The following is a 23,385-nucleotide window of genomic DNA, read 5'->3' as shown; positions in this document are numbered from 1 at the left end:
TTTTCTAAGTAGGAAACAAAACCTACAAAAAATCTTCCCAAATCTCTATTTTCCCGAAAACTTACTTTAGTGAGCCTAAAAAAAATTCTTACTTCCCTTGGGCCCGGCCCATTGATTACTGCTGCCTTTATCGGTCCGGGCACGGTCACCGTCTGTACGCTTGCAGGGATCAGGTTTGATTTTACGCTCTTGTGGGCATTGGGACTTAGTATTGTGGCTACTGTTTTTCTTCAGGAGCTATCGGGAAGGCTGGGGATTGTCACCCAAAAGGATCTCAGCGAATTGGTCCGAAATCAATCAGGAAACCGGTTTTTTAGATTTTTGATTATGGTTTTGATCCTTCTAGCCATTGGATTGGGAAATGCGGCCTACCAAAGTGGAAATATCTCCGGGGCAAACATGGGGCTGGGGATTTTTGTAGTGTTTCCTACTTGGGAATTTGGACCTTTTAAGGTGCTATCGGGAAATCTCCTGATCGGAGTTTTTGCTTTTCTACTCCTTTGGACAGGTAATTACAAACGGCTCGAGTTGATCCTTGTGGGATTAGTCCTGTTGATGTCCTTCGCTTTTTTGACCACTTCAATACTTACCCAACCGGATTTTAGTCAATTGATTCATGGCTTTGTCCCTACCTTTTCATCCGAAAAATTCCCCACCATCGTAGCATTGATAGGCACGACGGTTGTTCCGTACAATCTTTTTCTCTATGCCAGTTTGGTGAAAAAGCAATGGAAAAATCAGACCGAACTCCCTCTGATGAAAAGGGATATTTGGGTTTCGGTAATTTTGGGAGGATTGGTGTCTATGGGGATTTTAATTGTAGGAGTGGCAAATCCTTCTGAAAATCTGGAAACGGCACAGGATATTGCCCATGGCCTGAGTGGCGTTTTTGGAAGTTTTGGCACCTACCTGATGGGATTTGGGCTGCTTTCAGCGGGCTTGACTTCCTCGCTCACCGCTCCTCTGGCTGGGGGATTGGTAATATGCGGGATTTTGGGATGGGATCAGGAGATCAAATCCTCTGCAATGAGAAGCAGCATGGGGGCGATTTTAGTCTTGGGGATTATTTTTTCCTCCTTCGGAATCAAACCCGTCACCTTAATTACGCTGGCCCAACTGGCCAATGGTGTTTTACTTCCCGTCATCAGTGGCTGGTTGATCTGGGCGGCAAGTCAGCAATCATTGCTTGGCAAAAACTCCCTGAGCAAAAAAGTAATCGCGTTTGGGATTTTGATTTGGCTGATCACGTTGGTCCTTGGTATCAAGAGTGTGGGGAGTGTTTTGGGTTGGTTTTAGCCAAAAAGACCTACTCATAAGTCCCTCGCGCTGAATGTATCTCCCTGAGCAAGATCCCCAGTCTCAAAACCTTTTTTAAACCACTTCATCCGTTGGGCTGAGGTGCCATGGGTAAACGAATCTGGAACTACCTGACCTGTTGCCTGTTTTTGGAGTCGGTCATCTCCGATGGCGTTGGCTGCATTCAGGGCCTCTTCCAGGTCACCTTCCTCCATCATCCCTGATATTTTCTGGCTATGGTGCGCCCAAACACCCGCTAAAAAATCAGCCTGAAGCTCCAACCGGACAGAATTCAGATTGTATTCTTTTTCGCTGACTTTGCCTCTCAGATTATGCACCTTGTCTGTAATACCCATGATCTTCTGTAGGTGGTGACCGACCTCATGCGCGATCACATACGCATAGGCAAAGTCCCCACCTGCCCGAAGTTTGGTCTCCATATCTTCAAAAAAACTCAAATCGATGTACAACTTTTCATCAGCCGGGCAATAAAACGGTCCCGTGGCGCTGCTTGCAGAACCACAGGCAGACGAAACGGATCCGGTAAAAAGCACCAAAGTGGGTTCTCTGTAATCTTGAAGAAGGCGGTTCCAAACGTCCTCCGTATCTGCCAAAATGGTGGCCGAAAACTCGGCCAACTCCTCCTCTTCGGCTGTTGGAGCATAATTAGACTGGGTAGCGATTCCCATCCCTCCGCCTCCAAGAAGGTTACTTAAAAGGGAAAGTGGGTTATTGCCGGTCAAAAAAGAAACGGCTAAAAACAAACCGATAATGACCAAACCGACTTTGGAAAATAAAATCTTCAACAGAGGTCCAAGGAGCATGGGATTAAATCCTCCTGCTCCCATCTTCGGACCGCCTTTGCCCCGTCTATCATCGATATTGGAGCTTTGTCTTCTACCTTGCCACTTCATCTGTTAAAAAGTTTGATTTAAGATAAAATTAGCCAAATTGAGGATGAATAAAATCGGTTTAAACCCGAATAGAAAAAATAAACCCTAAACCTATGAATCTATCCTCCCTGACCGGAGCATTGGCTCTCTGTCTTCTGACTTGCACTACAACACTGGCACAAAAAGCCGACTACCTCGGCACCAAACCTCCCAAAGGAGCCAAAGTGTATCTCGATGGCACCAAGGAATCTCTTCACAAAAACTGGAAATACTGGGAAGGCCCGCGCTTTTCTTCAGAAATGCCCATCAAATGGCCGGAAGTCACTGATCCCGTGGATGGAAAAAAAGCCATTTCAGCCAACGACCCTGCAGGAGCCGGAGGCAAATATGGAGCAGCAGATATCGTAACCAAAGATGAGTTTCGAGATTTTGAAGCCCATGTGGAATTTTTAGTTCTTAATGAAAAAGGCAACAGTGGGGTATATCTCCAAAATCGATACGAAATCCAAATTCTTGACGGTGACTATGGCCTTCACGGAATGGCCGCTGTAATCAATGAACACCTGCCTACCCAAAAAGCATACAACGGAGTGGGCAAATGGAATGCGTATGATATTCAGTTTCGAGCGGCCCGATTTGAAAACGGAAAACTGACCGAAAAAGCCCGTGTCACTGTCTTCTTCAATGGCGTAAAAATCCACGACAATGTGGAAATTCAGCAGGTTTGGGGTGGTCCCAACTCCGGAATCGACGGAGGAAATGACGGAGGAAAAGGCATTACCGACACTCCCGGCGGGCTAAAACTTCAGGCTGAAGGCCATGATGTACTGTACAGGAATATTTGGATTAAGGAGGTGAAGTGACTTTTATAACCGGTAAGTGGTTAATTGTAAGTGGTAAAAGGTTTTCCAAACCAACTTACTACTCACAACTAACCACTTACAAATCAAACCTAAAATCCCCCTCTGATCACCTCGGCTACTTCAGCCAATTCCTCTGGACTTAATTTCAATTTCGGCCTCGTAAAATTAATATCATCCATGGTTCTCAAGGGAACCAAGTGGATGTGTACATGAGGCACTTCCAGACCGATCACGGCCACTCCGATTCGGGTACATTTGATAGTCTTGTCCATGGCTTTAGCCACATTTTGAGCAAAAAGGTGGAGGGCCGCCAGTTCCTCTGGCTCCATGTCAAAAATATAATTGACCTCTCGCTTGGGCACGACCAAAACGTGACCCTTGACCAAAGGCATGATGTCCAAAAATGCAATATGCTGCTCGTCTTCCGCTATGATTTGGGCGGGAATTTCACGGTTGATAATTTTGGTGAAGATGCTGGCCATAATTGATTAGAATTAAAAAAATCCCGATCAAACTACCGGGATTCGATGAGAGAATTAATAGGTGATGTCGAGAATTTCGAATTGAAGGGTTCCGGCAGGCGCATTGATTTCAGCAATTTCGCCTACTGTTTTGCCCACCAAGCCTTTTCCAAACGGAGATGCCAAAGAAATCTTGCCGGCTTTCAGGTCGGCTTCTTCCTCAGAAACCAATTTGTAACTCACGGTCATGCCGTTTTTTACATTTTTGATTTTCACGGTACTGAGAATTCCCACTTTGGAAGTATCCATCTGAGAATTGTCCAATACGCGGGCGTTGCCGACTACAGCTTCCAATTTGGCTATTTTAAGCTCCAGAAGTCCCTGTGCATCTTTAGCTGCATCATACTCGGCATTTTCACTGAGATCGCCCTTGTCTCTCGCCTCAGCGATCTGACGGGCAATATCCGCTCTTCCTTTGGTCTTCAATTCCTGAAGTTCGTCTTTCAAACGCTTCAGCCCTTCTTCGGTGTAATACTGTACTTTTGACATAGCTAACAATTTTTCGGACAGGACCAAAAACAAAGTAACGGTCACTTGTCGGAGACCGTTACTTTGTTTTTTCCTTTATGTACTTTGCAAAGATAGGAAAGCATTCTGACAAAGCAAGCCATTAAAAAACACTTAAACAGGTCAGTTTTGGGGCTTTTGTTAATTAAAAGCCTTTTTAATTTGCTTCACGAGCACACGATTGATTTTTTCATAAGACTCAAATGTCCAACCGGCTACATGGGGAGAAAAAATCACATTTTCCCGCTGAGCCAAGCGCTCGAATTCGGCTTTTTGATCAGCGGAGAACTTCTGGAATTTCTCATTTTCCAACACATCCAACACCGCTCCACGTAGAATTCCCTGATCCAAAGCCGCATTGAGTGTCCGAAAACTAATCACCTCTCCTCTTGCTGTATTTATTAACCAAATAGGCTTGGCAAAGCTCTTCAACTCCTGCAAAGTAAAAAAATCGCGGGTTTCCGAAGTCAAAGGCACATGAATACTCAAGACATCCGCTTCAGCCTTGAGCTTTTCCCAGATCACCTCCTGCACCTTAGCGGATCCAAAATCCACCTTATATTTATCAAAGGCCAAGATCTGCACTCCGAAGCCCCTTAACCTCCGGGCAAAGGCCTTCCCCATATTTCCATACCCAAATATCCCTACGGTCTTGCCCATCAACTCATGTCCGCGGTTGCCTTCCCGATCCCAGATTCCCTTTCGTACTTCCTGATCGGCCTTTGGGATATGATTAAGCAGGGCCAAAAGACCTCCAAGTGCATGCTCAGCCACGGCATCCCTATTCCCTTTTGCTGCATGAAAAAGCTTTACTCCCCGATCAGCGAGGTAATCCAAATCAATCTGGTCCAGGCCTGCCCCTGCCCTTCCAATAAACTTCAGTCGAGTGGCTTTTTCCAATAATTCCCGGTCCATAGGGGTTTTGGAACGGATGATCAATCCCTCGTATTCGCTGACTTGATCGATGATTTCTGCCCGGGTGATTTTTGGGGAATAGGTGACTTGAAAGCCTTCTCTCTCCAACATGTCGAGGATGCTCAGGTGCATCTCGTCGATGATTAAAATCTTCATCATTATAATTTAAGCAACAGCATGGCTACGCCAAAATAAACGGCTAGTCCAAGAAGGTCATTTGTAGTAGTTATAAATGGTCCTGAGGCAATCGCCGGATTGATCCCAAAGCGATTGAGGACCAAAGGCGTGACCGTACCCATAAAAGAGGCCAACAGCACCACGCAGAATAGGGCTGCACCTACCGTAACTCCAAAAATCGGATCAAAGCCATACAGAAATACCACCACCAGAAAAACAAAGCCTCCCAAAACGAATCCGTTTAATAGCGCGACAAACAAGCCTTTCAGAAATCGCTGCCAAGGGGTATCATCAAAAGCAGATTTGGAAGCCAATGACTGGACAATCAGAGAAGATGCCTGAATCCCGACATTTCCTCCTGTGGCCGCCACCAGGGGAATGAAGGAAGCAAGAGCCAAATATTTACTCAGACCATCTTCAAAAAATCCGATGATCTTTGCCCCCATCAACCCTCCGATCACACCGATCAACAGCCAAGGCAGACGGGCCTTGGAAATTGTAAACACGGAGTCAGACTCCTCAATATCCGCAGAGACCCCAGCCATGGCTTGGATATCTTCGTCGGCCTCTTCCTGCACGACGTCCAAGATATCATCGACGGTAATTCGTCCGACCAATTTATTCTTGGCATTGATGACTGGCACCGATTCCAAGTCATACTTTCGCATAATGGAGGCGACCTCCTCCTGATCCATGTGAACCGGCACAGAAATCACATCCTCATCAAAAATATCTTCAATCTTCGTTTCAGCGGATGCAAGGATGATTTTCTTTAAAGACACCCGGCCTAATAGCTGCTGTTTATTATTGACCACATAGATGGAGTAAATTTTCTCCACGTTCTCTGCTTGTCTGCGGATCTCATTGATGGTCTGGACTACATTCCAGTTTTTGTTGGCCCGGATAAATTCCTTGGCCATAATCCCACCTGCAGAATCTTCCTCATAGCGGAGGAGTTCGAGGATTTGATCCAGCTTGACCCGGTCCTGAATTTCAGCGATGATCTCTTCCCGCTCTTTTTCCGAAAAAAAACTCAGAATATCCGCCCCGTCATCCGAGTCCATCAGCTCGATCCAAGAGGCGATTTCGGCTATCTCCAGTTCGGGTAGAACCTTAGACAGGGTATCCTCATCCAACTCGATCAGAATATCCGCTGCCAGCTGCTTTTCCAAGAGACGAAGTACATAGATGGACTCCTGCATGGACAATTCGTCCAGCAAAGCCGCAATATCCGCTACATTGACTCCGTCGAGTGACTCGAGGATAAAGTCAATATTTCCCTCTTCGATCCCCAGTTGGAGACTTTCGAGGTACTCTTTTGATAGCTCAAATTGCTTAATGGGCTCCACGACCTTTTTCGATTTGTTGGGTCAAAAACACAAATTCCGCCACATCCAATTGCTCGGCGCGCTTGTCCAAGATAGGATTGGATTTGAATTCTTCGGTAAGTTGAAAGGATTTTAGAGAGTTCCGAAGGGTTTTTCTTCGATTCCCAAATCCTGCCTTCACCACCTGCTTAAACAACTTTTCATCGCAATCCAGTTTTTGTGTTTGATTTCTAGTCAATCTGATTACTCCTGAATTTACTTTTGGAGGCGGATTAAAAACCCCCGGAGGCACGGAAAAGAGGTATTCGATATCATACCAGGCCTGAAGCAAAACGGAAAGAATGCCGTAATCTTTGTTTCCTTTAGGAGAAGCAATCCGCTGTGCCACCTCCTTTTGTAACATACAGACCACTTCGGTCACCCGGTCTTTATCCTCCAGCACTTTGAAGAAAATCTGGGAGGAAATGTTGTAAGGAAAGTTGCCGGCAATGGCGTAAGGCTCCGGAAATATTGTTGAAAAATCGAACTTCAGAAAATCTCCATCGATGATTTTATCCTCAAGCTGAGGGTATTTCTGATGCAGGTAGGCAATGCTTTCTTTATCAATATCAATCAGATAAAGGTTCAAGTTCCCTTTCAGAAGGAAGTCCGTCAAAACCCCCATCCCCGGGCCTATTTCCAGCACTTTGCTTACACCTCCATGACCTTTGACCGCCTGTGCGATTCGCTCGGCAATACTCAAATCGGTCAAAAAATGCTGCCCTAGGTGCTTTTTAGGTTTGACTTTTTCCATCCTTCGGCTCTGATAAATTTTTATAAATTGCAGGCCTAAAATTACGGGAATATTCCAAAATGCCTTGGAAAATTGTCCAATCACCCCTGAGGAAAGATAACTACCATGAACGCAAGAAAACATAAACCCATCGTCGGAATCAGTATCGGAGATATCAACGGAATTGGTGTGGAGGTCACGCTCAAGGCTTTGGCAGATGCCAGAGTGTATAAGTCATTTACCCCATTGATCTATGGTCATGGAAAAGCGTTGATTTTTTATCGGAAATTGATGAACCTGGAGGATTTCAATTTTACGCAGATCCGATCCGTCGAAGAGATTCAGCACCGAAAAATCAACGTGATCAATGTAACCGAGGAATGTCCTGAGATTATTCCGGGCGTAGAAACCCAAGAGGCCGGCAAGCTTGCATTGGAAGCACTCAGGTCCGCCGTGGAGGATCTGAAGTTCGGCAAAATCCATGGATTGGTCACCGCCCCTGTCAACAAAAACAACATCAACACAGCGGAATTGCCTTTTGTCGGCCATACGGAATTTATCACCCAAGCTGTAGGCGCAAAAGACAGCTTGATGATGATGGTAAGTGATGATCTTCGCGTAGGATTAGTCACCGGCCATATCCCCTTGGCTAAAGTTACAGAAGCGCTGACCAAAGAGCGAGTACTTCAAAAAACCAACATTTTTCTAAAGAGCCTAAAGGAGGATTTCGGCATAGATAAGCCAAAAATTGCCATTCTCGGAGTCAATCCCCATGCCGGAGAAGAAGGACTGCTGGGAAGCGAGGAAGAGGAAATTTTGAAACCAGCCATTCGGGAAATGAAAGACAAAAACCACTATGTCTTCGGGCCATATCCTGCGGACGGTTTCTTTGGAATGATGCACCAAAAACGATTCGATGGAGTTCTTGCCATATACCATGACCAAGGATTGATCCCTTTCAAATCGATGGCTTTCAGCACCGGAGTAAATTTCACAGCCGGACTGCCGATAGTCCGAACCTCTCCAGACCATGGTACGGCCTACAATATCGCAGGCAAAAACATGGCAGATGAGGGCTCCATGAGGGCTGCATTGCATTTGGCCTCAGACATCGTCAGTCAACATGAAGCAGAAGAAGTAGAAGCCTAAAAATTGAGAAAAACCAAATTTTATTTCAAAATCTGTTTCAGCTAATTTAAAATATTACCTACATTTGCGGTCTTAAATCAGGAGGAAGAATCGTGAAATTCTGGAAAACCTTTGATATTGAAGTCATTAAGTTCAAAGAAGGACAACATGAAATTGACTTCGAAATCGATGATAAGTTCTTTCAGAACTTTGAAGACAACGAAATTCTGAATAAGGGAAAGTTGACCGTACGGGTCATCATGGAAAAGGGGGCCAATGTCATAGAGCTGACCTTTTTGATCAAAGGAGAAGTAGAACTCACCTGCGACCGTAGCCTTGAAGTATTTGATCATCCGCTGGATATCACCGAAAAGATGATCTATAAATATGGTTCTGAAGAGCGGGAAATAGATGAAAATGTCTGCATGATTACAAGGGATACCCCTTCCATCAATGTGGCACAACTGATCTATGAATTCATTCTTCTTGCACTACCGGCTAAAAAAATCCATCCGGATTATAGAAATGATCTGGATGATGACGAGGATTTCGCGACAGAAGGTGGTTTTATCTATTTTGATCAGGAGGAAGATGAAAATGAAGAGAAAGAAAATCAAGAAGACGAAAACATCTCCAAACCAGTAGATCCCCGCTGGGAACAATTATTAAAACTGAAAAACAAAGAGCAATCATAAACCACGCATAAAATGGCACATCCTAAACGCAAAATTTCGAAAACCAGAAGAGATAAGAGAAGAACTCACTATAAATTGGAAGCTCCAGGAATGGCAAAATGCCCAACAACCGGTGAAATGCACCTTCCTCACAGAGCCTTCTGGCTTGATGGTAAATTGTACTACAAAGGACAAGTAATCATCGAAAAAGAAATCAGAGCTTAATTTCCAATTAAGGCTGAATTTATAGAATCCACCCTCCTAATCAGGGTGGATTTTTTTATTTCCACAAACTCAAACCAACTGAATTGCAATTACTTAATGACCGGAAGAAGGTTTGGTTTTGGTGGTCAGGGGCCATTGTACTATTTTTGACCCTCCTCAGGAAATTCCTGATCAACAAACAGCCCAGCTTGAGAAATTTATAACCAATTTCTCCCTATCAAACCTTGCAAAATGGACAAAATAAGAGCCATGATTACAGGTATCCAAGGATACGTCCCAGAATACCGATTGACCAACAAAGAACTCGAAGCATTGGTGGACACCAATGACGAATGGATTACCTCCCGCACAGGAATCAAAGAAAGAAGGATCCTCAAAGGAGAAAACCAAGGAACCTCAGTCATGGGAATCGAGGCGGTAAAAGGTCTTCTGGAAAAAACAGGTACCAATCCGCTGGATATCGAATTGATCATTTGTGCTACAGTAACCCCTGACATGCCTTTTCCGGCTACAGCCAACATCATTGCAGATAAGGTGGGAGCAAAAAATTCATTTTCATTTGATGTCGGTGCTGCATGTTCAGGCTTTTTGTATGCTCTTCAGCTGGGAGCACAATTTATCCAAGCTGGCACCCATAAAAAAGTAGTGGTAGTCGGCGCAGACAAGATGTCCTCGATCGTTGACTACCAAGACCGAACCACTTGTATCTTATTCGGCGATGGTGCTGGGGCGGTGCTTCTTGAGGCTACCACCGAGGAGCTTGGCATCATGGATGCTATTCTCAAAGCGGATGGATCCGGTGAACCGTTTCTACACATGAAAGCCGGCGGCAGCCGCAAACCCGCCACAGCAGAAACCTTGGCAAATCGCGAACATTTTGCCTATCAGGAAGGTGCAACCGTATTCAAATTTGCAGTGACCAATATGGCTGACGTGAGCGCAGAGGTGATGGAACGAAATGGCCTCAAGGGCGAAGATATCGCTTGGCTTGTTCCTCATCAGGCCAATAAGCGAATCATCGATGCCACAGCTAACCGAATGGGTGTAGGTCCTGAAAAAGTCATGATGAATATCGAGCGCTATGGAAATACCACCGCAGCGACGATTCCCTTGTGCCTTTGGGAATATGAAAATCAACTAAAAAAAGGAGATAATTTAATCCTTGCTGCTTTTGGAGGTGGTTTTACATGGGGAGCGATTTATCTCAAATGGGCTTTAGATCCGAAATAATAAACAGCATATAAACTAACCTATGGCAAGTACTGCAGATTTTAAGAATGGTCTCTGTCTGGAAATGAACAACGATATTTTCTCAATCGTCGAGTTTCAGCACGTTAAACCAGGGAAAGGAGCCGCTTTTGTTCGTACCAAGCTAAAAAGTTTAAGAACAGGCAAAACCCTGGATAAAACTTTTAACGCGGGCGAAAAAGTAACTACCGCAAGAGTTGAAAAAAGACCTCATCAGTTTCTTTATGCCGATGATATGGGTTACAACTTCATGGATACGGAGACCTTCGAACAAATTTCTTTGGAGGAAAGACTTATCGAAAGACCCAAATTATTGAAGGACGGACAAAATGTGGACATCTTGGTTCATGCCGAAACAGAAACCCCACTTTCTGTCGAACTGCCTCCTTTTGTGGAATTGATGATTACCTACACCGAACCGGGAATCAAAGGGGATACGGCTACCAACGCCCTAAAGCCCGCTACGGTCGAAACCGGTGCTACGGTAATGGTACCTCTATTTGTAGAACAAGACACTCTGATCAAAGTAGATACCAGAGACGGATCGTACTCGGAAAGAGTAAAATAATTGTAATTGGCTGTGTGATTTCTGTAAATTACACAGCTTTATTGTTTTTAACCCAACCCCAAGATGTCCAAAGACATTGAACAAAAAAAGAACCCTATGAAAGCGAAAGAGATTCAGGAGTTGATTGATTACATCTCCAATTCAGGCCTGGCAGAGGTCAAAATCAAAACCGAAGAGTTCGAACTTTCCATCAAAAAATATGCGGAATCAGCCGCGGTAGCTCCTGCTCCTCAGATGATGATGCCCGCCCCTGCCCCTGCACCAGTAGCTGCGGCTCCAGCACCTGCTGCTGCCCCTGCTCCTGCAGCAGCGCCGGCTTCTACTCCGTCCAATTTGGTAGAGATCAAATCCCCAATGATCGGTACATTCTACTTGACACCCAATCCGGATTCTGCTCCATTCGTCACCGAAGGCGCTTCCATCAAAGCCGGTCAAACGGTTTGTATTATTGAGGCCATGAAGCTGTTCAACGAGATCGAATCTGAGATTTCCGGGAAAATTGTGAAAATCCTGGTTTCCAATGCCACTCCGGTGGAATATGATCAGCCTTTGTTCCTTGTTGATCCTGCCGGTTGATTTTTCCACTAAATCAAAAAGAGCGTGTTTAAAAAAATATTAATTGCCAACCGCGGTGAAATCGCCCTAAGGGTCATCCGAACCTGCAAGGAAATGGGGATCAAAACCGTGGCCGTATATTCCACGGCTGACAAAGACAGCCTCCATGTACGCTTTGCGGATGAAGCAGTCTGTATCGGTCCTGCTCCTAGCCGTGAATCATATCTGAACATCCCAAGGATCATCGCCGCAGCGGAAATTACCAATGCGGATGCGATTCACCCGGGATATGGTTTTCTTTCCGAGAATGCTGAGTTCTCGAGAATCTGTGAAGAATATGGCATCAAATTCATTGGAGCTTCTCCGGATATGATTGCCAAAATGGGAGACAAAGCTACGGCTAAAGCTACCATGAAAGCCGCAGGCGTACCGACTATTCCAGGTTCCGATGGATTGCTTGACTCCATCGAACAAGGGCTGAAAATAGCCGAAGAAATGGGCTACCCAGTCATCCTCAAGGCTACTGCCGGAGGCGGCGGACGGGGGATGCGAATCGTAAAAGAAGCCAAAGAATTCAAAAAAGCATGGGATGACGCGAAAATGGAATCCGGTGCAGCATTTGGAAACGACGGTCTTTACCTCGAAAAGTTTGTGGAAGAACCACGGCATATTGAGATTCAGGTAGTGGGTGACAAAACCGGAAAAGCCTGTCATCTATCTGAAAGAGATTGCTCTATTCAAAGAAGACATCAGAAGCTCGTCGAAGAAACTCCTTCCCCATTCATCACCGATGAACTTCGGGAGGCGATGGGTAAAGCTGCCATCAAGGGCGCTGAGGCCATTGCTTACGAAGGTGCAGGAACCATCGAGTTTTTGGTCGACAAGCACCGCAACTTCTACTTTATGGAGATGAACACCCGAATTCAGGTGGAACATCCGATTACAGAGGAAGTGACCGACTTTGACCTGATCAAAGAACAGATCAAAGTAGCTGCCGGCGAGACCATCTCAGGGAGAAACTATTTCCCAAAACTCTACGCGATGGAATGCAGAATCAACGCAGAAGATCCTGCCAACGGCTTCCGACCTAGCCCGGGAAAAATCAACAATCTCCACATTCCCGGTGGACGTGGGGTGCGGGTAGATTCCCATGTGTACGCGGGCTATGTGATTCCGCCAAATTATGACTCCATGATCGCCAAGCTGATTGTCAGCGGACAATCCAGAGAGGAAGTGATCGTGAGAATGAAACGTGCCTTGGAAGAATTTGTCATCGATGGCATCAAGACAACTATTCCTTTCCATATTGCCCTTTTGGAAAACGAGCAATTCAAAGCTGGAAACTTCACCACGAAGTTTTTGGAAACTTTTGATTTCTCGGTGATCAAAAAATAAATCTGATCTAATCCATCATGCGAAAGCCACTCGACCGAGTGGCTTTTTTGTTTTACCACCATGGATCAGATAAGGCAAAGGCTGCTATCAAGACTAAAAAACCCAATGCTACAGCTCCAACCGCAACAACTGGAACTGTAGCTCCTGCGCTAAACCTTCGCACATACAAATTTTCAATTTCATCAATCCTAATTTCCTTTACCTCTCCCTCCAAAACGTGACTTGAGTTCACTTTCCGGACAGTTCCTTTCACATGATCTCCAGTCCAATTCATGAAAGTCATGGAATAGGTGAAACCTGATACGGTCACTATTTTGATCTTATCACCGGGAACCAATTTGGTCAGCGAACTCCGGTCAAACGGACCGGCTTTTACCTCTTTGGAGGATTTAGGCTCCAAATTTTCAACATTCCGATATGCCTTGCAGGAAACCAAAGAGGAAAGCATGGCAAAAATGAAAATCAGGTGTAGGTTTTTCATAAACTGGGCTTTTATGAAAGCTATTGACTTCCTGATTGGGTTGAAAATAAACCCTTTAGTAAGATTAGAGGATTTTGCAACTCCCTTGGAATATTTTGGGAAATTCCAATTTCCCCATCATTCCAAAACAAATGGAACCGTTTCAGCACCAGTTAAGACCATTCAAAAAACGATTCTTAACCCTAATTCCTCAATGCCCGATGGAGATGTTTTTTTCAAATCGATGGAAATTTCCATTTCCAAATATCCAGCTTTCCACTCTCCAGTCGCCCGCCGTATCAAAAACCAGGGCGTTAATCCTTGCCCTACCCCTTAAAAACGCGAACCCGGGATCCAAAAATTGAAGGGGATTGGCCGTAACATTCGCAGTCAGATTTTTTCCATAATCCGGCTTTCGGGGAACTTGGACATCGGAAAGAAAATACCTGCTTTTCGGAATATTCTTCTTCAAAGCATATTCATTGTTTTTGGTGTAGATCACGATCAATCCATCTCCAACTTCCTCTCCCAAATTGGTCTTTTGAACAGTTTCCCGGTGGTAATACACTTCTACCCGATCTAAGGAAACCATATCCAAACTCCAAATCTCTGCGAGATCTTCAACCCGATAAAAATCCACCAAGACCACCGGAATTTTGTTGAATCGCACCTGTTCATTGTCCGTATTGGCCAATAGTATCTGCTTATCGGACGATCCTTTGGATTTTTTCAATTTCACCTGGGGGATAATCTGCCTGACAAAGCTTTCGAAATCCGGAAACTCATCGTAATCTTCCAGGTAATATATTTTATCAGCTACAAACGGAGATTCCAACTCCATGACCTCCTCTTCCAGTCCAAAATGCTCCTGGTACATTTTCCGGTTAACTTTAGTCTCCAAAATGGATAAGGGCAAAGAAAAAGAATAGTCCTTGGGCTGAAAGGAACCCGGGAATAGGCCTGGCCCATCAATCGAATAGGGCTTATAAGAAAACATGGGACTATAATCCTTGAGAATTGGAGTCTCAAGGACCAGATTCCGGAGTGATTCGGGCAGTTTACTCGATTTTTTCCCAGATCCCATTTCCTCCCAATTCGGATCATTTAAGGAGGCAATCCAATCCGAAATGAGTGATTGTTCCAGCGATTTTGCTAAAACAAACCCATTCTGAACGGTTACTGGAAACCCCGTAAAATCCAGCTTGAGTGGTTCTCCCACCCTAGCTTTGGAGTTGATCGACCAATTACCCTGTAAGTGGGCCGGATTATTTACTCGATAAGACCAGGAAACATTTCCTTCTGGATCAAGTGATGTGATGTCAAAATAGGAAATCCCTTGATAGCGAGTCCTGTCCAGTTCTACTCTACCGCCGACAGGTTTTAGCTCTTCTAAAATCTCCCAATCTGTATGGACTAGAACTTTATGGCCAGAGACTGATTCTTGTTGACTTTGGATACTAAAATCTGAAGGATCCCAAAGCCAGGGAGAGGGAGATGCCTGAAATACTTCATTTCTAAAAATCACTTGATAGCGCTGAGAATGGTCTACATTGATCAGAAATTTTTCAAAAGGAGGCACCCGCTCCAAAACTTCCAGAGTCTTGCCCTGCAGGTCTTGGACCTCAATCAGTTCCGGCTCAGAGGAAGTATGAAACAGGGCTACGGGAAGTTTTTCAAAGGGAGTCTTTTGCATCCAAAGCTTGGGTTGGCCTGGGGCCTGAGGAGCCCTTGAGTTGACGACCAAAAAATCCCGTCGCGCTATGGGAAAATCCCTGTAGCTTGACATCCATTTGGTGTACAAGAGCAAAGAATAAACACCTGTAGAGGCATTTTCTGGCAGAAATATATCTCCAAAAACCATGTCCTGGCCACTGAGCAGCATCTTTTCCGAATGAACCTCCTTGCCTTGGTGATCCAATAAAGTCAGATATGCCAGCTTGCTGTATCGATAGGATTCATGGTTTTTGAGCAGCTTGGCTCCAAACCATAAGCGATCGCCCGACAGATAAAAATCCTGATCGGTAAGAATTACAAAATTTTCCAATTCCCGCTCGTGTTTCGGTTCCTGAGCGACTAACTCACTACTCCAAGCTGCCATCCACAAAATCAAAAATACTTTTCTCATGGTCTGAAAGAATTGGGAATGGTAGGCAAAGCATCGGTGTAATAGGTCCGGCAGGTTCCTCCTACCATGACTAAAGGCTCGAAGTAATGATTGAGCTCTCTGGATTCATTTCGGATTTGGGTTCTGAAAAACAATTTTTCTGTTGCTGTTTTTTGAAAAAGGAAAAAGCCGCCCAGAACGGTTTCTTCAGAATCGACGGATTGGATGTTTCCTTTGATTCGAAAAGGCGCAGGATCAAAAATACTCCCGGTATTTCGCTGTTGAAGGTCGACCTGACTGAGGTATTGCTGCCCAAACTCAGTAAGGGTAATTACTTCCGTCATGGCAAGATATCTCCCCAATGAACTAAGTGGGATTTCCCCAACCTTTAAATCAATCTCTTTGCCTTCAAAGGCTTCATTGGATCGGATGTTCATTCCAGGAAAAATATTCGGGTCCGGCAAATAACAGACACATTCACAATTATCTCTTTCAGAGGTGGTAAATTGTTCTGAAATCCCTGAAGTTTTGATCAAATAGCCAATCGGACCTTTTCCCGGATCTTTGATTTTCAAATTAATATCGGCAAAAGTACCGGGCTGGAAGAATGAGGTGGTACCCGTTCGAACCAATATTTGCCGTTCAAACGCTTTCGTATTCCAATCCAACGGCTCTACTTTGGGAGGTACCTTTTCCCAACTGCTTTCAAACTTCTTCCCTTCCAAGGTGGTAAACCTCAATCGGTATTCCTCTCCCTCCATCAAATTGAATCTCCGGACAGGGGAATAGATGGTTTCATTCAGTAATTGGAAGGGGAATAAGGTCCCGTCTTTCCGCTCTACCACCAACTCTTGGAGTTTTACCTGGGGTTCGCTGCCGGAGGGAGAAAATGAGACAAAGGGTCTCGCCCGATAAACCCGGATGTAGGTATCTGAAGTAAGATTGCCCACCCAAGCATCCACCACGAGGATTTCATTGGAATTGGGCAAGTTCAAATTGATCTCATCGACACAGGAAAGCATCGACCAAGCGAAGAGGCAAAGGATCGAAAGTTGGTTTAGTCGCTTCATCTGAAAGAAAAATTATAAGTGACAGAAGGGATGGCCGTGCCAATCACTGCCAATCGGTAAGACTTGGGAATTCCGCTTTCAGGACTGGGTTGGAAAAACCAAGAAAAGGCATTTCTCCTCGCATAGACATTATAGACAGAAAAGGTCACATGGCTTTTGTACTTGCTGTTTTTCTTCTGGTAGAAATAGTAGGTCATTCCCAAATCCATGCGGTGATAATCGGGAATGCGAGCTTGATTTCGCTCTTGGTAATCAATCACCAAATTTCCTCCTACATCGTAAATACCACTTGGTAAGGTGATCGGACGTCCAGTTCTGTAATTGAATGTAGCATTGAAGGAAACTCTTCGAATAGGCTGGTAACTACTCACGATGGTCAAGTCATGCGGCTGATCCCAATTGGAAGGAAAGTAATTTCCCTGATTGATTTCTGTTCCGGATTGTGAATCCACTTTGCGATAGGATCGCGAAAATGTATAGGAAACCCACCCATTCAGCTTGCCTGTATTCTTTCTGAGTAAAAATTCAGAACCATATGCATAGCCCTCACCCATCACCAAATCAGTTTCCAAAGTAGGATTCAAAAACAACTTGGCTCCTTCCCGATATTCCACAATTCTGGGCATATCCTTGTAATACAGCTCCAAGGAGGCTTCGATTGTATTTTGCTTCAAATTGCGATAAAGCCCCATGGCATATTGCCAAGATTCCTGAGGTCCAAGGTAAGAATCGCTCAGCTTCCACAAATCCACGGGGGCGGAGGCGAAATTATTGGTCAGCAGGTGGAGGTACTGAAGGTTCCGGTTGACCGAGCCCTTGATCGAAAACTCATCCGAAAAAGCATACCTCAGCGCCAAGCGTGGTTCGAATCCTCCATATTGTCGAATCACTTCCCCGCTGGAAAACTGCAAGGTGTCCACCAGACTACCCGGTGTTCTGGGTTCTCCTTCTTCATATTGATACACGGATCTAGGCCCAATCGCTGCAAAATGAGAATATCGGAGCCCTGCCTGTCCTTGAAGTTTTTCACTGAATTTCAATGGAACCTGAAGATATGCAGCTCCTTCGATTCCTTGCTCATCGGGAATCGTCACGGGGTTGATTAGCGTTTCCTCCCTGAGGGGAATCAAATCTCCCATTCCCATGCGATAATGGTTGATCTGGTAACCCGCTTCGATTCCTTCCCATTTTTCTCCCTCCCAGCTCAATTGCTGCTGGATGCTTAGGTAATTGATGGATGACCGAAGGTCAAACTCGTTGTTTAAAGCCTCTCCCAAAATCGAGTTGCGATATCCGGAGTAGGCCATGGTCAGTTCACTGCCGATTTTTTCTCCGAAATAGCTATTCCATTTCAAACTAGCCAAGTTGGTACGCCAAGAGTAGGCGGTATCAGCTCCAAATCGGAAATAATCCGAACTGGAATACAGGCTGAGCATCACAGTATTCCGATCATTGATCCGATGATCTATTCTAAGATTGGCGTCCTGAAATTCAGTCTTACTATTTACTATCTGCGGGTTAGGAATGCGCTGCAAAATCCAGTTGGGATAAGCGGCCCGCGCAGTGAGCATCAGCTGAGTACGCTCTCCGATCGGCCCATGAGCCCCCAATCTGCTGGATAAAAAGCCAATCCCTCCGCCGAAATACCAAGTTTCGGTATCTCCGGCTCTGGTATTGATGGCCAAAACCGAACTCATCCTTCCCCCGTACTGGGCAGGAATGTCTCCTTTGAAAAGTTCTGCATCCTTGATCGCGTCCTGATTGAAGATGCTGAAGAATCCAAACATGTGGGAGGAATTGAAAACGGGAGCCCCATCCATAAGAATCAGATTTTGATCTACCCCTCCCCCACGGACATTGAAACCTGAGGCCCCTTCACCAACGGTAGAAACTCCCGGTAAAAGCATGATGCTTTTGACCACATCGACCTCACCCAATAAGGGAGGTAAAAGTTTGAGATCTTCGAGAGGCATCCGAGTAGCTCCGGGCAACGTACTCATCACATTGGCATCAATCGCCCGATCGGATACAGTCACCAAATCCAGTTCGCGAACCGATTCAAAAAGAGTGATATCCAAACTGACGTCCCCGTACACTTTTAGGATTCTCCGCTCGGTCTCTTTTCCCATCGAGCTCACATAGGCGATGTAGGTCCCTTCGGGAAGGGTCAATTCGAATCTTCCCTTATCATCAGTCTGCGTAGCCGTTTCCAATTGAGGGATTGAAAAAAGCGCTCCAGCTATCGTCGTCCTCATTTCATTGTCCCGAATGATTCCATTGATCGGATAGGATTTCTTTTCCGTATTGACCGCGGCAGATTCTTGGGCCACCAAATAATCCTCCCTCAGAGAAGAAGGATAGATGACCACATATTTTTGATTAAACTCAAAAAAAGAATAGGCAGTACCTTGGATCAATTGATCTGGCAAGGAAGTGATGGGCACCACTTGCTCCGGTTGATTGAGTAGGGAAATGTCCTTATCTAAAATCAAGATCCTTTTTCCGGTTTGACTGGTATACTGCTCGAGTTGGAGTTTTAATCGAAGAAAAGAATCCTCATTCTGAGCTAGGGACGGGGTGGCAAAACTGACCAAGAGTAAAAAAACAATCAAATATTTCATCTGGAACAGAACGAAGGCAAAATCAACACTTGCTACAAAGAAGGTTCGGAAATGTGAAAAGAAGCCGTTTCTTATGTTTTTTGGTCTTTTATTGATTTGAAAGGCAAGCCCATTTAGCCTGGAAGTTTTTGGAAAAACCTGTCTTCTGAAACGCCAGAAAAAATGATCATCTGTCTAGATCCAACTTGACCAAACAAATCCATTCCCTTTCTTTTTATCAAAAAAGTTACTTCAACTTTTTTAAATTTTTTCCATAACTTAATTCCAGCTTAAAACGTAACCCAAATGACCTTTTGCAGACTCCTTCTTTTTGGGGGACTTTTATCTTCGGCCTTTATCTTATCAAACTGCTCCACCAAGGAGACAAATCGTATTTCTTTAGCTGAGGGGGACCAAATCAGCTTCAACTTCCATATCCGGCCTATTCTTTCGGATAAATGCTTTGCCTGTCACGGCCCCGACGCCAATAAGCGGGAAGCTGATTTGAGACTAGACACGGAGGAAGGAGCTTTTGCAGCTTTGAAAGAAAGTCCGGGAAAATTCGCCTTGGTCTCAGGCAAGCCGCTGGAATCTCAAGTCTACCATCGGATCATCAGCACAGATCCAGCCGAATTGATGCCCCCTCCTGAGTCTAATCTTTCGCTTACTTCGGAAGAAATTGAATTAATTAAACGCTGGATTGAGCAAGGTGCCAAATATGAGCCGCATTGGGCTTTTATGAAAGTGGATAAGCCAAATGTGCCAAAAAGCGACTGGGGAAGCGGTGAAATCGATGCCTTTGTCTATGCCAAAATCAGATCCAAAGGCCTCAAGCCCAATCCCGAGGCAAGTTCATATGAATTGATCAAGCGGGCAAGTCTGGATCTGACAGGTCTTCCCCCCTCTCCAGAGCTATTGGACAAATACGCGGGTTTCAGCGGTTCTAATTCCTATGAAAGACTCTTGGACGAACTGATGGCCATGCCTTCCTACGGGGAAAAAATGGCAATTCTCTGGCTGGACATCTCCCGGTATTCGGACAGCTACGGCTATCAGGATGATGAAGTCCGAAGCCAATGGCCTTACCGCGACTGGGTGATTCACGCATTCAACAACAATTTACCCTACGACCAATTTCTCACTTGGCAATTGGCTGGTGACCTTTTGCCAAATGCGACCAAAGAACAGATTCTTGCCACCGCTTTCAACAGAAATCACAAATACACCGAAGAGGGAGGCGTAATTCCCGAGGAATATCGCGTGGAATATGTACTGGACAAAACCAACACCTTTAGCAAAGGTATCCTAGGCCTAACCATGGAATGTGCCCAGTGCCATGACCACAAATACGATCCGGTCTCCCAAAAAGAGTATTTTGAGCTGTATGCCTTTTTCAACAATTCCAAAGAGAAAGGTTTTGAGGGCGACATCAGTCAGACCAAGCCCGCCAAAACCCCGATTCTTTGGATAGAGCGGGAGGATTTGGATGGTATCATGAAATTTATCAACCATCAGGACACCAGCAAACTGATGGTATCGGTCATGGGTGAACTTGGTCCGGAGGAAAAGCGAACCACCTATATCCTCGACCGAGGAGTGTATGATGCACCCACCATTCCGGTAGAAGCTTCCACTCCTTCCTCGGTTTTGAAATTCCCTGAAACTTTTGAAAAAAACAGACTTGGACTGGCCAAGTGGACCACCTACCGCGACAACCCGCTTACCTCTCGGGTATTTGTCAATCTGATCTGGCAGGAATTGTTTGGAAGAGGAATAGTCAAATCAGCCGGAGACTTTGGCATGCAAGGCGATCTTCCTACCCATCCCGAGTTGCTGAATTGGCTGGCAGCCGATTTTATGGAAAGCGGTTGGGATATAAAACGCCTGCTAAAGTTGATCATGACCTCGGCCACTTATCGCCAATCTGCAGCGATTTCCAATAAACATTTAGAAATCGACCCGGATAATCTATACCTCGCCAGAGCTCCCAGGCTGAGACTACCTGCTGAAAATATCCAAGATTTGGTTTTGGCTAGTAGCGGACTTTTGGTCAATCAAATCGGTGGCCCGAGCGTGAAACCTTATCAGCCTTCAGGACTTTGGGAAGCAGCCACATCCGGACGGGGTACCTTGGCAACCTATGTTCAAGACAGCGGAGAAAAGCTGTATAGAAGGGGAATTTACAACTTTATCAAGCTGACTGTTCCTCCTCCTAAAGCCATTATTTTCGACTCCAGCAATCGGGATAGGTGTGAAATTTCCCGAAACCGGACCAATACTCCACTTCAGGCTTTGGTCATGATGAATGACCCCATGATCTTGGAAGCCTCCAGAGTTCTCTCGACCAAACTGACCGAAAAACATCCAGATCCGGAAAAGGCCATTGAAGAAGCATTCAAGCGGATTGTATGTCGGGAAATGAAATCCAAAGAGAAGAGTTTGCTGCTTGACTATTTCAAAAGCGAATTGGAACACTATCAAAACCATCCTGAGGAGGCAAAGAAAACCTTGGACGTAGGAGAATATCCCATGAACGAAGCGGCCTTAACCCCTCAAAACGCCGCCCTGATGCAAGTCATCGTGAGTTTGTACAATTTAGAAGAAACAATTACCAAGAGTTGATATGGAGAAGGAACTATTAGAGCAGGGACTAAATCATAACCGGAGAAAATTCCTTTCCCGACTGAGCTTGGGCATTGGCAGTGTAGCCTTGGGTTCGCTGCTTATCCCGGATTTATTTTCCGGAAAAAAAGAAGCGGAGGATTCTTTGATGCGGGCATTGCCTCACTTTGCTCCAAAAGCGAAACGGATTATTTACCTTTTCCAAAATGGCGCTCCTTCCCAGTTGGAAACATTCGATTACAAACCCCTCCTGAGAACCAACTTTGGCCAAGAACTTCCCGACTCTATTCGGATGGGACAGCGTCTCACAGGGATGACAGCAGGTCAAAGTTCTTTCCCATTAGTAGGTTCCTACTTTGATTTCAACCAATACGGGCAAAGCAGAGCCTGGATTTCTTCGCTTTTTCCGCATATCGCCAGTGTGGTCGACGACCTGTGCATTGTCAAGTCCATGCACACCGAAGCCATCAATCATGACCCTGCACTCACTTTTTTCCAAACTGGAGCTCAGGTCGGAAATCGGCCCAGTATGGGAGCATGGTTGAGCTATGGGTTGGGTAGTGAAAATGAAAATCTTCCTGCTTTCTGTGTCCTATTGAGCCGAGGAAAAGGCAACGGACAGGGTGTTTATTCCAAACTTTGGTCCAATGGTTTTTTGGATGCCAAACATCAAGGCGTCCAGTTTTCCAATTCAGAAGACCCCGTTCTTTACCTCTCCGATCCAAACGGGATGACCCGTGACCAGCGAAGAAAAATGCTGGATCAACTGGCTGCCATGAATGACCTCAATTACCGGGAATTCAACGATCCTCAGATCACTACCAAAGTGCAGCAATACGAAATGGCCTTCCGAATGCAAACTGCGGTGCCCGAGATCACTGATGTCACCAAGGAGCCCGATAGTGTAGTCAAGCTCTATGGACCGGATTGTCTCGTACCGGGAACCTACGCTGCCAATTGCCTTCTGGCCAGGAAACTCTCGGAAAATGGCGTTCGATTTGTCCAACTCTATCATCAAGGATGGGATGCGCATGACAACCTGCCCAATCAGATGATCGGACAGGCCAAAGACGTGGATCAAGCCTCTGCCGCCTTGATTACTGATTTGAAGCAACGAGGACTCTTGGATGAAACCTTGGTCATTTGGGGAGGAGAGTTTGGCCGAACCAATTATTGTCAGGGAAAAATCGCTCCGGAAAACTATGGCCGAGACCATCACCCAAGGGCCTTTTCCATTTTTATGGCCGGAGGCGGGGTCAAATCAGGGATGGTCTATGGCGAAACGGATGATTTTGGATACAACATTACCGAAAACCCGGTTCATGTGCACGATTTCCAAGCCACAGTCATGCACCTCATGGGCATAGATCATGAAAAACTCACCTACAAACATTTGGGTAGGCGCTATCGCCTGACCGATGTACATGGTCACGTAGTCAAAGATCTCATCGCTTAATTCCGATT

General features: G+C 45.3%; 21 protein-coding genes. 11 read left to right on the top strand and 10 right to left on the bottom strand.

Annotated features, from left to right (window positions below):
• Positions 1 to 69 precede the first annotated feature (69 nt).
• The gene (locus CLV31_RS02140; RefSeq protein WP_111391214.1) at positions 70 to 1,296 is read left to right on the top strand and encodes an NRAMP family divalent metal transporter; all 1,227 of its coding nucleotides are present in this window, start codon (positions 70 to 72) and stop codon (positions 1,294 to 1,296) included.
• Positions 1,297 to 1,310: 14 nt separating this feature from the next.
• On the opposite strand, the gene ypfJ is transcribed toward CLV31_RS02140, so the two are convergent.
• Entirely contained in the window at positions 1,311 to 2,210 is a 900-nt protein-coding gene (gene ypfJ / locus CLV31_RS02135; protein WP_111391213.1) for a KPN_02809 family neutral zinc metallopeptidase, read from the bottom strand.
• Positions 2,211 to 2,302: 92 nt separating this feature from the next.
• On the opposite strand from ypfJ, the gene CLV31_RS02130 reads away from it, so the two are divergent.
• Positions 2,303 to 3,052, top strand: coding sequence for a 3-keto-disaccharide hydrolase (locus tag CLV31_RS02130; RefSeq protein ID WP_111391212.1), 750 nt, complete (start codon positions 2,303 to 2,305; stop codon positions 3,050 to 3,052).
• 89 nt (positions 3,053 to 3,141) lie between these two features.
• Here CLV31_RS02130 and CLV31_RS02125 read toward each other — a convergent pair whose 3' ends face one another.
• The 5 genes from CLV31_RS02125 to rsmA all read right to left on the bottom strand — a co-directional run bounded on the left by CLV31_RS02125 (position 3,142) and on the right by rsmA (position 7,293).
• The gene (locus CLV31_RS02125; RefSeq protein WP_111391211.1) at positions 3,142 to 3,534 is read right to left on the bottom strand and encodes an HIT family protein; all 393 of its coding nucleotides are present in this window, start codon (positions 3,532 to 3,534) and stop codon (positions 3,142 to 3,144) included.
• 54 nt (positions 3,535 to 3,588) lie between these two features.
• Positions 3,589 to 4,062: a transcription elongation factor GreA gene (greA, locus tag CLV31_RS02120; protein ID WP_111391210.1), complete on the bottom strand. Its 474-nt coding sequence runs from the start codon at positions 4,060 to 4,062 to the stop codon at positions 3,589 to 3,591.
• Between the two features lie 159 nt (positions 4,063 to 4,221).
• Entirely contained in the window at positions 4,222 to 5,151 is a 930-nt protein-coding gene (locus CLV31_RS02115) for an NAD(P)-dependent oxidoreductase (RefSeq protein WP_111391209.1), read from the bottom strand.
• A 2-nt stretch (positions 5,152 to 5,153) separates the two neighbouring features.
• Entirely contained in the window at positions 5,154 to 6,521 is a 1,368-nt protein-coding gene (gene mgtE / locus CLV31_RS02110) for a magnesium transporter (RefSeq protein ID WP_111391208.1), read from the bottom strand.
• The gene (gene rsmA / locus CLV31_RS02105) at positions 6,508 to 7,293 is read right to left on the bottom strand and encodes a 16S rRNA (adenine(1518)-N(6)/adenine(1519)-N(6))-dimethyltransferase RsmA (RefSeq protein ID WP_111391272.1); all 786 of its coding nucleotides are present in this window, start codon (positions 7,291 to 7,293) and stop codon (positions 6,508 to 6,510) included. The genes mgtE and rsmA overlap by 14 nt, the downstream gene beginning before the upstream one ends.
• Positions 7,294 to 7,398: 105 nt before the next feature.
• Between rsmA and pdxA the strand changes: the two genes are divergently transcribed.
• From pdxA to accC, 7 genes are all read left to right on the top strand, one after another.
• Complete coding sequence (pdxA, locus tag CLV31_RS02100) at positions 7,399 to 8,421, top strand: 4-hydroxythreonine-4-phosphate dehydrogenase PdxA (RefSeq protein ID WP_111391207.1); 1,023 nt, start codon at positions 7,399 to 7,401, stop codon at positions 8,419 to 8,421.
• A gap of 92 nt (positions 8,422 to 8,513) precedes the next feature.
• Positions 8,514 to 9,095 carry a YceD family protein gene (locus CLV31_RS02095; RefSeq protein ID WP_111391206.1) on the top strand — a complete coding sequence of 194 codons (582 nt, stop codon included), beginning with the start codon at positions 8,514 to 8,516 and terminating at the stop codon, positions 9,093 to 9,095.
• 12 nt (positions 9,096 to 9,107) lie between these two features.
• Positions 9,108 to 9,299: a 50S ribosomal protein L32 gene (gene rpmF, locus CLV31_RS02090; RefSeq protein ID WP_111391205.1), complete on the top strand. Its 192-nt coding sequence runs from the start codon at positions 9,108 to 9,110 to the stop codon at positions 9,297 to 9,299.
• A 231-nt stretch (positions 9,300 to 9,530) separates the two neighbouring features.
• Positions 9,531 to 10,529: a beta-ketoacyl-ACP synthase III gene (locus CLV31_RS02085; RefSeq protein ID WP_111391204.1), complete on the top strand. Its 999-nt coding sequence runs from the start codon at positions 9,531 to 9,533 to the stop codon at positions 10,527 to 10,529.
• Positions 10,530 to 10,551: 22 nt separating this feature from the next.
• Entirely contained in the window at positions 10,552 to 11,115 is a 564-nt protein-coding gene (gene efp / locus CLV31_RS02080) for an elongation factor P (protein ID WP_111391203.1), read from the top strand.
• Positions 11,116 to 11,211: 96 nt separating this feature from the next.
• Entirely contained in the window at positions 11,212 to 11,691 is a 480-nt protein-coding gene (accB, locus tag CLV31_RS02075) for an acetyl-CoA carboxylase biotin carboxyl carrier protein (protein ID WP_111391271.1), read from the top strand.
• 24 nt (positions 11,692 to 11,715) lie between these two features.
• On the top strand, positions 11,716 to 13,065 hold the full coding sequence (gene accC, locus CLV31_RS02070; RefSeq protein ID WP_111391202.1) for an acetyl-CoA carboxylase biotin carboxylase subunit: 1,350 nt from the start codon (positions 11,716 to 11,718) through the stop codon (positions 13,063 to 13,065).
• A 52-nt stretch (positions 13,066 to 13,117) separates the two neighbouring features.
• Here the strand turns inward: accC and CLV31_RS02065 are convergent, their stop codons facing one another.
• The 4 genes from CLV31_RS02065 to CLV31_RS02050 all read right to left on the bottom strand — a co-directional run bounded on the left by CLV31_RS02065 (position 13,118) and on the right by CLV31_RS02050 (position 19,320).
• Complete coding sequence (locus CLV31_RS02065) at positions 13,118 to 13,546, bottom strand: hypothetical protein (protein WP_111391201.1); 429 nt, start codon at positions 13,544 to 13,546, stop codon at positions 13,118 to 13,120.
• 190 nt (positions 13,547 to 13,736) lie between these two features.
• Positions 13,737 to 15,650 carry a hypothetical protein gene (locus CLV31_RS02060; protein WP_111391200.1) on the bottom strand — a complete coding sequence of 638 codons (1,914 nt, stop codon included), beginning with the start codon at positions 15,648 to 15,650 and terminating at the stop codon, positions 13,737 to 13,739.
• Positions 15,647 to 16,699 carry a DUF4249 family protein gene (locus CLV31_RS02055; protein ID WP_111391199.1) on the bottom strand — a complete coding sequence of 351 codons (1,053 nt, stop codon included), beginning with the start codon at positions 16,697 to 16,699 and terminating at the stop codon, positions 15,647 to 15,649. The genes CLV31_RS02060 and CLV31_RS02055 overlap by 4 nt, the downstream gene beginning before the upstream one ends.
• On the bottom strand, positions 16,696 to 19,320 hold the full coding sequence (locus CLV31_RS02050) for a TonB-dependent receptor (protein ID WP_111391198.1): 2,625 nt from the start codon (positions 19,318 to 19,320) through the stop codon (positions 16,696 to 16,698). The genes CLV31_RS02055 and CLV31_RS02050 overlap by 4 nt, the downstream gene beginning before the upstream one ends.
• 285 nt (positions 19,321 to 19,605) lie before the next feature.
• Here CLV31_RS02050 and CLV31_RS02045 point away from each other — a divergent pair, with 285 nt between their 5' ends.
• Together CLV31_RS02045 and CLV31_RS02040 are read left to right on the top strand one after the other, a co-directional pair.
• The gene (locus CLV31_RS02045; protein ID WP_111391197.1) at positions 19,606 to 21,921 is read left to right on the top strand and encodes a PSD1 and planctomycete cytochrome C domain-containing protein; all 2,316 of its coding nucleotides are present in this window, start codon (positions 19,606 to 19,608) and stop codon (positions 21,919 to 21,921) included.
• 1 nt (position 21,922) lies between these two features.
• Positions 21,923 to 23,377: a DUF1501 domain-containing protein gene (locus CLV31_RS02040; protein ID WP_111391196.1), complete on the top strand. Its 1,455-nt coding sequence runs from the start codon at positions 21,923 to 21,925 to the stop codon at positions 23,375 to 23,377.
• The last annotated feature ends 8 nt before the right edge of the window (positions 23,378 to 23,385 follow it).

Origin of the sequence: Algoriphagus aquaeductus (assembly GCF_003253485.1) — a bacterium.
GTDB classification, from domain to species: domain Bacteria; phylum Bacteroidota; class Bacteroidia; order Cytophagales; family Cyclobacteriaceae; genus Algoriphagus; species Algoriphagus aquaeductus.
The sequence above is the reverse complement of the archived record's forward strand: the minus strand, read 5'-3'. Positions and strand labels throughout refer to the sequence as shown.

Bases quoted from the DNA above. Each gene is read 5' to 3' on its own strand.
- pdxA (WP_111391207.1), top strand. From the start codon at position 7,399: ATGAACGCAAGAAAACATAAACCCATCGTCGGAATCAGTATCGGAGAT.
- rsmA (WP_111391272.1), bottom strand. From the start codon at position 7,293: ATGGAAAAAGTCAAACCTAAAAAGCACCTAGGGCAGCATTTTTTGACC.
- efp (WP_111391203.1), top strand. From the start codon at position 10,552: ATGGCAAGTACTGCAGATTTTAAGAATGGTCTCTGTCTGGAAATGAAC.
- CLV31_RS02045 (WP_111391197.1), top strand. From the start codon at position 19,606: ATGACCTTTTGCAGACTCCTTCTTTTTGGGGGACTTTTATCTTCGGCC.
- CLV31_RS02055 (WP_111391199.1), bottom strand. From the start codon at position 16,699: ATGAAGCGACTAAACCAACTTTCGATCCTTTGCCTCTTCGCTTGGTCG.
- greA (WP_111391210.1), bottom strand. From the start codon at position 4,062: ATGTCAAAAGTACAGTATTACACCGAAGAAGGGCTGAAGCGTTTGAAA.
- CLV31_RS02125 (WP_111391211.1), bottom strand. From the start codon at position 3,534: ATGGCCAGCATCTTCACCAAAATTATCAACCGTGAAATTCCCGCCCAA.
- ypfJ (WP_111391213.1), bottom strand. From the start codon at position 2,210: ATGAAGTGGCAAGGTAGAAGACAAAGCTCCAATATCGATGATAGACGG.
- accB (WP_111391271.1), top strand. From the start codon at position 11,212: ATGAAAGCGAAAGAGATTCAGGAGTTGATTGATTACATCTCCAATTCA.
- CLV31_RS02115 (WP_111391209.1), bottom strand. From the start codon at position 5,151: ATGAAGATTTTAATCATCGACGAGATGCACCTGAGCATCCTCGACATG.
- CLV31_RS02065 (WP_111391201.1), bottom strand. From the start codon at position 13,546: ATGAAAAACCTACACCTGATTTTCATTTTTGCCATGCTTTCCTCTTTG.
- CLV31_RS02050 (WP_111391198.1), bottom strand. From the start codon at position 19,320: ATGAAATATTTGATTGTTTTTTTACTCTTGGTCAGTTTTGCCACCCCG.
- rpmF (WP_111391205.1), top strand. From the start codon at position 9,108: ATGGCACATCCTAAACGCAAAATTTCGAAAACCAGAAGAGATAAGAGA.
- CLV31_RS02085 (WP_111391204.1), top strand. From the start codon at position 9,531: ATGGACAAAATAAGAGCCATGATTACAGGTATCCAAGGATACGTCCCA.
- CLV31_RS02040 (WP_111391196.1), top strand. From the start codon at position 21,923: ATGGAGAAGGAACTATTAGAGCAGGGACTAAATCATAACCGGAGAAAA.
- CLV31_RS02060 (WP_111391200.1), bottom strand. From the start codon at position 15,650: ATGAGAAAAGTATTTTTGATTTTGTGGATGGCAGCTTGGAGTAGTGAG.
- CLV31_RS02130 (WP_111391212.1), top strand. From the start codon at position 2,303: ATGAATCTATCCTCCCTGACCGGAGCATTGGCTCTCTGTCTTCTGACT.